Source organism: Paenibacillus sp. FSL K6-2393, assembly GCF_038002545.1.
In the GTDB taxonomy this organism is placed as follows: domain Bacteria; phylum Bacillota; class Bacilli; order Paenibacillales; family Paenibacillaceae; genus Paenibacillus.
Genome location: NZ_JBBOCU010000001.1, coordinates 5,625,943 through 5,639,881 on the forward strand (window position 1 = coordinate 5,625,943; position 13,939 = coordinate 5,639,881).

General features: G+C 47.2%; 11 protein-coding genes. 4 read left to right on the forward strand and 7 right to left on the reverse strand.

Translation table 11 applies throughout. The features are described 5' to 3' along the window. Positions 1–2 precede the first annotated feature (2 nt). From MHI14_RS25085 to MHI14_RS25110, 6 genes are all read right to left on the reverse strand, one after another. Positions 3–1,025: a carbohydrate-binding family 9-like protein gene (locus tag MHI14_RS25085; RefSeq protein ID WP_339312544.1), complete on the reverse strand. Its 1,023-nt coding sequence runs from the start codon at positions 1,023–1,025 to the stop codon at positions 3–5. A gap of 63 nt (positions 1,026–1,088) precedes the next feature. Continuing rightward, a complete protein-coding gene (locus tag MHI14_RS25090; RefSeq protein ID WP_339312542.1) occupies positions 1,089–2,375 on the reverse strand; it encodes an alpha-L-fucosidase in 1,287 nt (428 codons plus the stop codon). Positions 2,376–2,482: 107 nt separating this feature from the next. After that, a complete protein-coding gene (locus MHI14_RS25095; RefSeq protein WP_091034022.1) occupies positions 2,483–4,078 on the reverse strand; it encodes an extracellular solute-binding protein in 1,596 nt (531 codons plus the stop codon). Positions 4,079–4,119: 41 nt separating this feature from the next. Further along, entirely contained in the window at positions 4,120–5,028 is a 909-nt protein-coding gene (locus MHI14_RS25100; protein WP_036668765.1) for a carbohydrate ABC transporter permease, read from the reverse strand. 15 nt (positions 5,029–5,043) lie between these two features. Then, entirely contained in the window at positions 5,044–6,015 is a 972-nt protein-coding gene (locus tag MHI14_RS25105) for an ABC transporter permease (RefSeq protein WP_133386662.1), read from the reverse strand. Positions 6,016–6,799: 784 nt separating this feature from the next. After that, positions 6,800–7,723: an S-layer homology domain-containing protein gene (locus MHI14_RS25110; RefSeq protein ID WP_133386661.1), complete on the reverse strand. Its 924-nt coding sequence runs from the start codon at positions 7,721–7,723 to the stop codon at positions 6,800–6,802. 361 nt (positions 7,724–8,084) lie between these two features. On the opposite strand from MHI14_RS25110, the gene MHI14_RS25115 reads away from it, so the two are divergent. The 3 genes from MHI14_RS25115 to MHI14_RS25125 all read left to right on the forward strand — a co-directional run bounded on the left by MHI14_RS25115 (position 8,085) and on the right by MHI14_RS25125 (position 12,242). Further along, complete coding sequence (locus MHI14_RS25115; RefSeq protein ID WP_341131478.1) at positions 8,085–9,827, forward strand: ABC transporter ATP-binding protein; 1,743 nt, start codon at positions 8,085–8,087, stop codon at positions 9,825–9,827. Further along, positions 9,820–11,637, forward strand: a complete 1,818-nt coding sequence (locus MHI14_RS25120) for an ABC transporter ATP-binding protein (RefSeq protein ID WP_341131479.1) — start codon at positions 9,820–9,822, stop codon at positions 11,635–11,637. Before MHI14_RS25115 ends, MHI14_RS25120 begins: the two co-directional genes overlap by 8 nt. A gap of 104 nt (positions 11,638–11,741) precedes the next feature. Further along, positions 11,742–12,242 (forward strand): hypothetical protein, encoded by a 501-nt coding sequence (locus MHI14_RS25125; RefSeq protein WP_341131480.1) that lies wholly within the window; start codon positions 11,742–11,744, stop codon positions 12,240–12,242. A gap of 34 nt (positions 12,243–12,276) precedes the next feature. Here the strand turns inward: MHI14_RS25125 and MHI14_RS25130 are convergent, their stop codons facing one another. After that, positions 12,277–12,708, reverse strand: a complete 432-nt coding sequence (locus MHI14_RS25130; RefSeq protein WP_133386657.1) for an Lrp/AsnC family transcriptional regulator — start codon at positions 12,706–12,708, stop codon at positions 12,277–12,279. A gap of 131 nt (positions 12,709–12,839) precedes the next feature. On the opposite strand from MHI14_RS25130, the gene MHI14_RS25135 reads away from it, so the two are divergent. Beyond that, positions 12,840–13,592 carry an MBL fold metallo-hydrolase gene (locus tag MHI14_RS25135; RefSeq protein ID WP_341131481.1) on the forward strand — a complete coding sequence of 251 codons (753 nt, stop codon included), beginning with the start codon at positions 12,840–12,842 and terminating at the stop codon, positions 13,590–13,592. The last annotated feature ends 347 nt before the right edge of the window (positions 13,593–13,939 follow it).

Genomic DNA, 13,939 nt, shown 5'->3' on the forward strand with positions numbered 1-13,939 from the left:
TCTCACTCCTTCCACAGCTTTCCGTCTTCCCGAATACAGATCAAGGCCGTTCCGTCCAAAGACGGCGCAGTAATCTGGAACAGGCTGCGAGTCGTTTCAATAACAGGCTCACAGCTCCACGATTCCTTACCCATAAGCAACTTCACATCTTGGGTAAATTCACCATGCTTTTCATAATAATTACGTTCACGGTAATAAAGCTTGCGAAGCTCCCATTTGATTCGTTCGTCTTCAGGCAATTCAAATGACTGATCCGTTCCGTCATCCGAGAATACAACATAACCCCATAACTCCGGGTAATGCATGTTGATAATGCCCATAGGTGACCACACCCAGTTGTCCTCGGGATAAGGTTTACCCGTCTCTGGATTCAATACCTTGCGGTACTCATCGTCTTGCACTTCCGTCTGCCACTCCACACGCGAGAAGTTGACACGCCAGAACTCACCCGGCGCAGGTGGACGGTTTCCTTCGGCACATTCCTTTAGACTGGCCCAGGGAATCGCGACTTCCACGCACCATTTCCGGTTCTCTGCACCAGGTCTGTTCAGTTCCCCATCGATATATACGGCTGTCTTGAGACCGCTAATATCCCAACCGTTAACCGGAGGCCCACCATCCCGATACGGCTTCACTAATAACAGGTCCCATACCGTATTGAGCGCATTGATCTCGAACTCATAATATTGATGGGAATCCCCGTCGGGATCGATAAAAATCTCGAAGTCATTGTCATAAAAAATAACGGAATCACGCTCAGTCAAGGTAGCCCATATCTGATCTTCAATCAGCTCGGCAGCAAAATAGAAATAGTCGTCATCCCACAGCATTTTTACCCGCGTCTGTTTCTCAGGCTTTGGACGAAGATCACCTTCGATATCAACGAAATCATCTGTCCAATGGGCCGCATCCCAAAATGCCTTATCCACACGACCGTCTAACACCAACGGTTCCTGCGCACGCCTGCATATATAATGTTTGGGAGCAAACGCAATCCTGGGTTCTGGCACTCCACTTCTGTTCATGTCACTCTCTCCAATTCGTAAGGGAGGGCATGCATCTACCAGCACACGCCCTCCCCGTAATGGTTAGTTATGGGTGACAACGGCTCCAGAGCCGCCGTACATTTCCAGCTCCTCATTGAATTCGAGCTTAAGAACGGTCACTTGTTCATGCGTGTCCTCCGGGGTCATCTTGATCCACGTTGTCCCCGGGATATTGAACCAAGGCACGCCCCCATGAATCTCATGATTAAGCTCTTTGCCCGAATGCAGCACGGTAATTTTCTTGATCGGATTGCAGAGCCCCTTGATGCACACACTCTCTTTTGGATCGTCATACACAAACAGGTACAGCGTCTTTCGATCCTCGGATACGGTGCTTCCCCCCAGATAATAGCGAGGCATAATGCCTTCACCCGTTCCGAAGACGGCCTCTTCATGGGTTCGGATCCATGCTCCCAGTCCAAGCAGAATATCCTCCTGCCTCTGATCGATGGTGCCATCTTCACGCGGACCGATATCCAGCAACATATTACCACCCATGGAAATGCAGTCGCAGAACATTCGAATGATCTGATTCAGGGATTTATATTTATGATCGGTTGGCACATAACCCCATGATGTGTTAATCGTGGTGCAGAATTCCCAAGGTCCCTCGGGTCTTGTGATCGGAATGCCCTGCTCAGGCGTTTTGTAATCCCCATAACCTTGAAGGCGGGAGTTGATGATGATATCCGGGTTAAAAGTTTGCAGATAATGCTTGAACTCAGGCAGATTCCACTGCTCGGCACTCCGTTCCCAGTCCCCATCAAACCACAGCAGATCCACCTTTCCGTAATTTGTTAAAATCTCTCCCAGTTGATGGTTATTAAATTGCAGGAACTTCTGCCACTTTGCCTGATCCTGAACGCCGTCCACAGGACTTGAATGCCGGTTGACACTACTGAGATCCTCCGGTACTTTTCCACCTTCATACACGCTAGGATAATCCGGATGTGACCAGTCAATGAGCGAGAAATACATCCCCAGATGAATGCCCTTTTCCCGAATCGCTTCCGCATATTCCTTCACAATGTCACGATTCGCTGGTGTCTGTTTGACAACATTGAGATCACTATATTGCGTATCCCATAACGCCACGCCATCATGATGCTTCGTTGTCAATACGGCATACCGGGCACCAGACTTCTCAATCAAGTCCGCCCACTTCTCAGCATTAAATTCCGATGCCGTAAAACCATCCAACTGTTTCATATACTCTTCATAGGATATCCTGCCATTATAGAAGGACCAGGATTCCGCAATCCCGTCCACCGCATAGATGCCATAGTGGATGAATATCCCCAGTTTGGCTTCTTCAAACCATTTCTGCATAACGCTCCACACCTCCCCCGAGAATTCTTATATGCGAAAAATTTAATGCAGCTAACATTATTGAAGCTAACTGCTGTCTTTTTGCATGGGATGTATCTCGATAGGCTTTATTGCCCCGAATTCCAGCGGTCATATGCCCCCTGATACAGTTCGATGATACGGTCACTGCCCATTTTCTTCATCTGTGCAATGTACTTATCCCAGTTCTCAAGTGGTTCCTGGCCGGTCACAAACTTCGCTTCCATCTGTTTAACGTACGTATCCAGATCAGACAATAGAGCGGTTGCTTCGCTTTGCTCTTCATTCGTCAAATAAACGTTAGGAAATGGTGCTTTTCCGATAGGTACCAACTTCTCTTGATTCTGCTGGTCAATCCACTCATCAAATTCGGTGCGTAGACCCTTAGCTACATCCGGATCATTAATACCCGGTGTCAAAATACCAAAGTTCGGCGTAATTTTACCCCGGTATTCCTCGCGATCACCGCCGCCAGGAACAGGGAGCCACTCTTTAACGTGATTTTCCTTGTCTTTGAATTTCCACAGCACACCTTCCGGACCTTGATTGAACAGTGTCGCACCTTCATAGCTGTATAAGTAATCGATCCATCGCATTGTCGCCTCGGGTGACGGGTTGCTGCTTGTAATAGCAAAGGTACCGCGAGCCGACATGCCCGGATGTTTGCCGTATACCGGAGAGTCTGCCACATCGCTCTTCACGGGTGTCATCAGCGGATGATCCGTGCTAGGTTCACCACCAAGCGTGAAGTATGGATGGTAATCGTTAAACAGTGCAAGTTTGTTGCTTTCACCTTTTGCTTTTTTCTGATCACCTGTTTGAGAGAAGGTCTCATGATCCAGCAAGTCTTCCTTCCACAAGCGGTTCATGAATGTAAGATAACCTTTGTAACCTTCTTCTTGATAAGGATAGTGAACTTTACCGTCCTTATCGGAATAGATGCCTTCGTTGTACATTCCCCAGAAGCCGAAGAAAAACATGCGAAGATCATCCAGTTTCACAGAAGTAAGCGGAATTTCATCTTGCTGGCCATTGCCATTAGGATCTTCTTCTTTTACACGCTTGAGATAGGTATACAATTCTTCCGTAGTCTTGGGCTCTTCTACGTTAAGTGCCTTCAAGAATTCCCCGTTGTACCACATTGGGCCTCTATACCATACGGCCGCTTTATCAATGAATGGGAGTGCATACATATGCCCATCAGGTGTTGTAAATGATTTGCGGACATCCGGGTTCTCATCGAGTATCTTTTTGATATTTGGGGCGTAACCTTCGTCAATGTATTTTTCCAACGGGATCAGGATGCCCTGGCTGCCATAAGTCACCTGTTCGGCAGGCTTGAGGTCCGCAGCATAGAACATATCCGGTAAGTCCCCACTCGCGAAAACCAGATTTTTTTTCGTTTCAAAGCTATCGATCGGTGAGAGCTGGTATTCCAGCTTGATGCCCGACAGTTTCTCCATTTCTTGCAGCACAGGCATGGTGCTCCAGTCGGCTACGCCCGCATCCTGGGACATGACCTTCAACGTTAGCGTTTTGTCTACAATGGGGAAACCTTCCTTTTTGACTCCTTCAACTTTCGAGGTCGTGCTTCCGTCTTCATTGGTTGAACCACAAGCTGCAAGCAATGTTGCGAATAAGGTGAGACAGAGTGTAATGGATGAAGCCTTGCGAAGCTTTTTCATAACAACAACTCCCCTTGTTTAATGTGGTATATGGATTAAGATCATCCCTTAACGGAACCGATCATAACACCCTGTACAAAGTAACGCTGGAGGAATGGATACACCGCAATGACTGGTAGGGTGGCAACAATAATGACAGCATATTTGACCAGTGCAGCGATCTCCGCTTTGGTATTCATCGCCGTTGCTGAAGACGTATCGATAGCGCCACCTCCTTGAGCCGCCATTTCCTGAAGCACCAGAATCTGGCGTAGAAAGAGCTGCAGTGGGTACTTGGAGGAATCATTCAGATAGATCATGGCACTGAAATAACTGTTCCAGTGTCCAACTCCATAGAAGAGCGCCATCACTGCAATGATTGGCATGGAAAGCGGGAGCACAATCTTGATGAATAACCGGGTGTTGGTACACCCATCAATATGCGCCGCTTCCTGTAACTCCTTGGGAATGGTTGATTGGAAGAACGTCCGGCATACGATAATATTCCAGATGGATGCAGCCCCGGGCAGAATAAGTGCCCACATGCTGTTCACCATACCAAGATCCTTGACCAGCAGGTAACTTGGGACAAGCCCTCCGCCAAAGAACATCGTTACCATAAACATCGCCATGAAGAATCCACGTCCCACAAAGTCCGAGCGGCTGAGCGCATAGGCTGCCGGTAGTGTAACAATCAGGTTAACGATGGTGCCTACAACGGTATAGATAATCGTATTTTTGTACCCAATCCAGATGTTGGTGTTCTCAAACACCCGGGCGTAACCTTCAAACGTAATCCCTTTTGGAAGCAGCCACATCTCACCGGAGGCTACATATTTGGGATCACTGATTGAAGCACTGATGATGTATAACAGCGGATACAGCACAATGACGAGCGCTACCGTCAGATAGATGTAATTGCACAATAAAAACAATTTATCACTTCTGCTTTCTTTCACAGCGGATGACATGTGTATTCCCTCCTTTTACCACAGGCTGTTTTCACTGGTGCGGCGTGCAATCTGATTCACGGTAATAAGTAGAATCGCATTAACTACGGAGTTGAACAATCCCACCGCCGTAGAGAAACTGTACTGCGCATCGACCAGACCGGACCGATAGACAAATGTTGAGATGACATCAGACGAGCCCATGTTCAGCGGATTTTGCAGCAGCAGGATTTTCTCGAATCCGACGCCCAGAATACTGCCCATATTCAGAATTAACAAGATGGTGATCGTAGGAATAATCGCTGGTATGTTAATATGCAAAATCCGTTTGAACCGGCTCGCACCATCCACCACAGCCGCTTCATGCAGTTGCGGGTCCACACCCGATAGAGCGGCAAGGTATATAATGGTGCCCCAGCCTGCACTTTGCCAGACTCCTGAAAGTACATACACTGTCTTGAACCACGCAGGGTCTGTCAGGAATTGAGGTGACTGAAATCCAAGGGCCTGTACCAAATTGACAATCATGCCTGACGAGGGTGATAAAAAGGTAATGATCATACCCGACATCACCACGACCGAAATGAAATGTGGTGCATACGTGACGGTCTGCACAGTACGCTTGAAGAAGGAATCCTTCACTTCATTGAACGCTAACGCCAGAATAATCGGCAGTGGAAAACCTATAGCCAGCTCATACAAGCTGATGCTAAGGGTATTCCATAGTAAATCCCAGAAATAATACGAATTGAAGAAACGGATGAAATGATCGAATCCGACCCATGGGCTTCCTGTGACACCAAGCGTTGGGATAAAGTTTTTAAATGCAATTTGTATGCCGTACATCGGACCATAATGGAATATCAGAAAGTATAAAAAGGCTGGCGCAATAAACAGATACAACTCCCAGTTCCGAATCGTCCTTCTCCATAATTTATTTTTCTTACTGCTCGGATTGGTGTATACCGATAAGTTTTGCGATAAGGCGGACTTCCCATCTGGTTGCATCAGTTGTTTCCTCCTTTTTTGGTAACGCTTACATACCGAGTTTATGGTTCATTGCCTAATCCGTAAATATGCCATTTCAGTCTTCACTTCTAAAATCACGGAATATACTGTTACAACAGGGGTTTACACTTTTGTTGCCAGCTTGTCATTGTCATTTCGGGGTTGTAAAACATGTAGAATTTGACCTATTTCCCTCCTGTAGTTGTCATTGAGAGTTTCATCACATGAACTTGAAAGATGTCTGATCCAAACTTAGGTTAGAAAACAGACCTTAAAGTCAAAACCCACATATACGCATTGGACACGGTGTTGATGTCTACAAGCATCATACTTTAATGTAATATTATCTGCCATATATCTTTCGCACATTACAAACCTGTAATGGCTTGCCTTTATTCTATATTTCCCCTCCCTCTTTCGTATATATGTTGTTTTTATCTTTGCCTTCAGGATACATAAACGCTTATAAACACTGGAAATATGAAGTCATATATGTAGATTTTGCACAAGGTGTGGAATCTGAAAACAGTAGATATTTCGGAAAAGACCATTTAAAAAAAGCCATTCCGCTAACACGAACTGGCTTTACAACCTAAGCAGATATCCAATTTCATTCATAAAAAATGACATAATTAATCACACTACATGTAATATAAATGATCATATAAACCTATGTACAGTTTCAACTCAAATAAAAAAACCACTCTCCATACATGTATGGAGAGTGGTTTTGAAGATACACATCCGTTTTAACCATGTTCAGTTCATAGGGGTTGCAGTGAATTTACTTACCAGAAGGTTGAGCTTCTGCTGTATACCCTGTTGGAATATCCGTTTCTGCAGTCACATTTGTGATAACCATCGGATACATCATGTCTGGATCAGGTTGAATAATGGAATAGAGCACGATCGCGCGTCCATCCTTCTCCAATTTCACATCATCAATCTTCAATCCATAACCAGGGTGTGGCATTTCAGCAGTGAGTTTAACTTTGGTTGTTTTGTCATCAACCTTCGTTGTTGTCACTTCAGGTACGATCGCTTGTTGGCCTTCACCTGGATTGGTTGGAGCTGGCTCTGCTGAGCCGCCATTGCCGTGTTTATCCACAAATTCGAGTGCATTGAAGATCATGCTTGCAGCCTCCATACGGGTAAGCGACTGATCTGGACGGAAGTTACCGTCCTTATCCAGTTCAATGATGTTCATGTTCAGCAAGTTCTGGACTGCAGATATGGCGTCCTTACCGATTTTATTTTCGTCCTTAACAAGATTATACTTCATAATAACCGGATAATTCCCGGTTGTGTTAATGCCTTCATGCAGCAAAATAACAAATTGCTCGCGTGTCATCTTGCCTTGGGGATTCAATTCTACCGGAATGGACAATCCGTTTTGCGTAGCCGCTTGAACAGCGTCAGCATACCATGTGTCTGGACTAATTTTATCTTGAGCGGAAGACGCAGCATATGCATTTTTCAGACCAAATGCATTTACAATCAGTTGAACACCCTGTGGCTCGGACAATGCGAGATCTGGACGGAACAGATCCGCTGTTACTCCGCTAACAATGCCTTTTGATTTCAATGAATCCACAATCGACTTCTGACCTTCATCCTTCACATCTGTGAAAGCAAATACCGATGCACCTCCTGCTGTCAAAGAAACGCAGAGCGCAAGTGTTGCAGCCAAACCTTTTTTATGTTTCATTTCCTGGCACCTCCATATGATTAGTAAAGCCTATTTTTCACCTCTTCATTCCTACAGACGGCATACCCATGAAAAATGTTTCAGTAATTTCGACATCTGGTGAATACAACACGGGAACACGGCATAGAGCTCCTTTCCGACGCCGCTAATCCGATCACCTGCTTTTTGCTAACTGGCTTCGTTGACATCCCATCGGATTAGCGCAAAAATAAGAATAGAGAAATCTATCGGATGACGGATAAACAACGAACTAGATCGCATACAGTAAGAGGGCACGACGCGCTAATAACAGGTGTCGGCCCTTTTCTTGACTTCACCTGCCTGAACTGACTTCACCTATAACAAAAGGAGAACAACGCTTATGTCCAAGAAAGGATTACTTCGCGGTTATGTTGTGTCGAACTGGCCTGTTTATCTGGTTGCTGTTCTTCTGATTATTGCCTCCAATGTCGGGCAAGCATCCTTGCCCCGCATACTCGGCAGTTTCACGGATCAGTTGATGCAGAACACGCTTCAGATGCAGACGGTCGTAAGGTACAGCCTGTCCCTTTTGGCTATTGCCATCGGGTATAATCTGCTGTTCGGTACCGGGCAATTCATGATTATGAAGCTCGGTCGACGCTTCGAATTCATGACGCGTGAGCGTATATTCAGTAAGTTTTCCGAACTTAGCGAACATTATTTCTCCAAACAGGGGAACGGAAAGCTGCTCAGTTATGTCATGAATGACGTTACTTCCGTTCGTGAAGCGATCTCCAATGGTGTGACACTCATGACCAATGCCACCTTCCTGCTGTTGTCCTGCATTGTCATGATGCTGCTTAGCGGGATTCCGTTGACGCTCATTCTAATCAGTGTTGTCCCTTTGCTGGCGATTCCATTTCTGGTCGTGTTTTTTGGTCCGCGGATTCGCAAGCGCTCTCGCGACGTGCAGGAAGCTCTTGCTACCATGACGGAATCGGCGGAAGAGCAACTGGGTGGCATTCGCGTAACCAAGACGTTTGCCATCGAAGACAGTGCTCGTGCACGCTTTGGAACTACCGTCGATGCAATCAAGAGCAAGCAGCTTCGACTGGTTCGTCTGTCTTCCTTGTTTCAAGCCTTGCTACCACTGCTGGGAGCCATCTCATTGGTCGTTTCTCTGCTTGTTGGAGGTATTATGACCATGCAGAATTCTATTACACTCGGGAGTTTTGTCGCCTTAACCTTATATCTGCGCATTATCATGGGACCGCTTCAACAGATCGGCAATGTTATTAATACCGTTCAGCGCTCAGGCGCATCACTGGAGCGGGTGAATGACCTGCTCAGCGAAGTAGCGGATGTACGTGAACTTCCTGAAGCCACAGCGCTCCAAACCGTACAAGATATCACCATGGAGAATCTAACCTTCTCCTATCCTGGCAGTTCATCTCCTGCTCTCAAAAACATTCAACTCAATATCCGTGCCGGGCGAACGGTCGGTATTGTAGGCAAGACCGGCTCAGGTAAAAGTACCCTCGTCAAGCTATTGCTGCGTACATATGAACCACCTGAAGGAACAATTCGCATCAATGGTACCGATATTCGTCAGCTGTCGCTGGAAAGTCTAAGGTCGCGCATCGCCTATGTCCCTCAGGATGGATTCCTGTTTAGTACCACCATCCGGGATAACATCGCATTTAGCGACCGGGAAGTATCGCTGGATACAGTGGAACATAGTGCACGGCAAGCCATGATCTATGACAATATTGTCCGTTTTCCCGATCGCTTCGATACACTGCTTGGCGAACGTGGACTCACCTTGTCTGGTGGACAGCGTCAGCGAACGAGCCTTGCAAGAGGACTGATCAAACAAGCACAGTTACTTATTCTGGATGACAGTATGAGCGCGGTTGATGCTGTCACCGAGAGTGGTATTCTGCGTAGTTTGCGCGAAATCGGCAAGGGCAAAACCACATTGATTATCTCTCATCGCATCAGCGCGGTCCGTCATGCGGACGATATTATCGTGCTGGATGAAGGGCGAGTCGCTGAGCAGGGAACACATGCGCAGCTGATGGCTGCCAAGGGGTTATATGCGGCCACCTACCGTTTGCAGGAGGAGGGATTACATCATGTCTAATGCTAACCCTGAACTTCACCCAGATGCAGAGGCCGATCAGAGTAAACGAACTTCGTTTAAAGCGATGATGGCATACGCCAAACCGCATAAATGGGCTTTTGCCGGTATCTTCTTCTGTTCACTGCTTGGCATATCGGCAGATTTGTTACAACCCTATCTGGTGAAGATCGCCATCGATGATCATCTGGCCGTGGGCCAGACCAGTGTGGGCTTTCTCGTTCAGCTCGCAGCCATCTTTCTTGGGCTGGCTGTCATCAGTTTTATTTTTACCTATATCCAGAATAATCTGTTGCAGCATGTAGGACAGAACATTGTATCCCGGATCAGAAAGGACTTGTTCAAGCATATCTCCAAGATGTCGATGTCCTTCTTTGACCGTTTTCATATCGGCAGTCTGGTTACAAACGTATCCAGTGATACGGAGACCATCAGCAGCTTTTTCACTCAAGTACTGCTCAGTCTGATTCGGGATGGTATGATGCTGGTGCTCATTATCGTCTTTATGTTCCAACTTGATCCTGTGCTGGCGACATACTCCCTGATCGTTCTGCCTGTCATTGCGGTGGTTGCGGTATTATTCCGTAGTCGACTGCGGAAAGCTTATCAAAATGCCCGTACCCGGCTTTCCCGTTTGATCGCATTTACGGCGGAGAACTTGTCCGGCATGTTCCTGATTCAGGCTTTTCACCAGGAAGAAGAACAGAAGAAACGTTTCTCGGAACAGAATGCGCTTCATCTGAAAGCCAACATTGCTCAAGCCCGCTCCAATGTCATCTTCAACCGGACGTTTGATATCCTTGGCAATGCGGCACTGGTCATGATGGTCTGGCTTGGAGGTCGCGCCGTACTGGGAGAGTCCCTGCAAGTCGGGGTATTGTATGCGTTTATCAGCTATATCCGCCAGTTCTTTCAACCGATTAACCAGATTACGATGCAATGGAATACATTCCAGTCCACGACCGTATCGATGGATCGCATCTGGAACATTCTGAATACGCGGCCTGAAGTTGCTGATCCCAAACCCGGAATGGCCTCCTCGCTTGAACCACAAAATGTGATGGGCCAGATTGATTTTAATGATGTGTCTTTTGGTTATCGGGCAGACCGGCCCTTGATCCAACAGATGAACCTGCACCTCTATCCGGGTGAAATGGTAGGTATCGTAGGAACAACAGGCGCTGGCAAAAGTACACTGATCTCCCTGCTCAATCGCTTCTATGATGTAGACAAGGGCAGTATCGAGATTGATGGTACCGATATTCGGCATCTGCCGCAGGCTAAGCTTCATCGGATCGTGGGTCTGATTCAACAGGAACCCTTCCTGTTCTCCGGTTCCATTATTGATAATGTGAGGATGTTTCGTGAGGATATTACGCGAGAGCATGCGATTGAGGCCTGCCGGTTTGTCGGGGCACATACGATGATTTCACGTTTACCACAAGGATATGATACGCATCTATCCGAACGCGGAAGCGGACTGTCCGCCGGGGAGCGGCAATTGATTTCATTTGCCCGGATCGTGGTGTTCCAACCCCGAGTGCTCATCCTGGATGAGGCAACCGCCAATCTGGACTCACACACGGAACAGCTTGTGCAGCAGGCGCTGGAATCGGTATCCCAGGGACGCACCACCATTGTCATTGCCCATCGTCTGTCCACGGTGATGCATGCTGATCGAATTCTGGTGATGGAGAATGGTGAGATTGTGGAGGAAGGCCCGCACCAGGAACTAATCGCAGCCAAAGGCGTGTATGCCGACTTGTACACCCATGCGCGTGATGCAGGTAAAAATTCAGCTATATCAGGGTAATGAACCTGAGTTATAGTAAATACAGAACGTTGAACATGCCGCTCTGCTCATGCAGGCGGCACGTTTGGCATATCGATCAGCATTGTTCATTAGGAGGAGCATCTATGCAACAACCTGAAACATCCAAGCGTGATCATCAGCAGATTCGTTACCGACGCAGCACAGCTTTGTGGAAAGGAAGTTTATGCTTCCTGTTCCTTCTCTTGTGCGTGAGCTTATTATGGATCATCGTGGACGGACAAGCGGAAAGACTGGAGACCATATACTATTCCATCGCTGCCGTGCTGGGTATGTGGTTGATCGGACCGCTATTCTTCATGTTTGTCTCACGACTAACCAGAACCCCTGCCGTATTGTTATCCTGGGATGAGGATGCGTTGAGCACAGGCAAACGGAAGATTGCTTGGAGCCAAATTCGCAAAGTTGAACTCGCCTCACCTGCCCGCAGCAAGTGGCTCCTGTCTGCTTCTCCCATGTTTGTCCTGTACTTAAAAGACGGCACACGCTCTCATATTCAGACAGATCATCTGCTGAGCAAAAAAGAGTTGAACCAGGCGGTGACCTTGCTTCAGGAGACTTTGCAGCAACAGAAGCAGGATTGTTGAGTACCGGGATGGATGAGGGCAAGTTCCCCACATATCACTGTGATTTCTCAACACCTATGGACAGACTGACTTTGTAATTGCCGTAAGGTAGCAATGCTTCAAGCAGTTGGCCAAGCTGCTCTGTGGTGCCAGTCTGCACTCTCATCAGATAACAGCCTTCTCCGCTGACGCGATGGACTTCAACGATGTCCTTACGATCAGCAATGAATGTACGAAAGGGGGCATGTCTGTCGCCGGAGTTCAAGAAAACCGTGACAAATGCCTGTAGGCCGAGGCCCAGGCGTTCCGGGTTCCATTTTACCGTATACCCTTCAATCACGCCCAGATCTTGCAGCTTGCGGACTCTTGCACCAACTGCCTGTCCCGTAAGATGAACCTCTTCACCGATCTCTTTGTGAGAACGTTTGGCATCTTGAATCAGAATCTGCAAAATACGTATATCTGTGTCATCTACCATTTCATTCATCTTACTTCAGCAATCCTTTCACGGTGAAATTAGCGTGGCCTAATTCCATTCATCATGTTATGTACGCCGTTAAACGGGTTGTATACCATATAGGGTAATACTATTAAACAACTCGAAGGAGTGCAAATATAATGAAAATTCAATTGATTCGCAATGCTACACTGTGGCTGGAATACGGAGGGCTGAACATTCTCGTTGATCCGATGTTGATGGACGCCGAAGTCATGCCTGCATTCCCGAACACACCCAATGAGTTACGTAATCCAAGAGTGAGCTTGCCCGAAACCGAAACGGATTATCTGAATCCGGATCTGTTGATTGTGACACACACCCATCTGGATCACTGGGATGAAGCCGCGGCGAAACAACTTGGCAAAGACATTCCCTTGATCTGCCAGCCTGGGGACGAGAACGTATTTCTGGAGGCTGGATTCACCAATGTAACAGCTGTAGATGAAAAACATGAGCATCACTCTGTCCGATTCGCCCGTACATCCGGGCATCATGGCACAGGTGAAATCGGCGAACGTATGGGCAAGGTGTCCGGCTTCGTACTTGAAGCAGATGGAGAACCTGTCACCTATATCGCTGGAGATACGATCTGGTGTGAAGAACCTGCTGAGGCCATCCGCCAATATGCCCCAGAAGTCATTGTTGTAAATGCCGGAGGTGCACGCTTCGTGGAGGGTGATCCCATTACGATGGACGGGCCTGACGTTGTCGCCGTGAAGCGCCATGCGCCGTCTGCTCATGTCATCGCTGTGCACATGGATGCGATTAACCATTGTGTGATGTCTCGTACGGATCTTGCGACTTATCTGGCATCCGAGCAGTTGGATGGTCAGGTGCTCATTCCACGTGACGGCGAAAGTTTTGAGTTTTGAAGCGGAAGCTACGCTGAATCAAAGCTGAGAAATAACCTTTTCACACAGGTGGGTGGATTGTAACGAACTCAGCACACGCTATTAGTCTGTTTTTGGATACTCTAATATTCTAACGAATCCTAGACACGTTATTTCCGCTCTGGGCTTGCTTTTCCCGAGATTTATCCATCTTTTTGCCAGGATAACGTGTCTCCGATTCGTTAAATTTCTAATATATCGATAATCGGCACAATAAGGTGTCCTAGGTTCGTTAGCGCGTATGACAGGACTGTGCACTTCATTTTCAACACACCCATTACCTAACTTATATGCTACCTTGTCTGCCACATCATCACTCATGTCCCCCA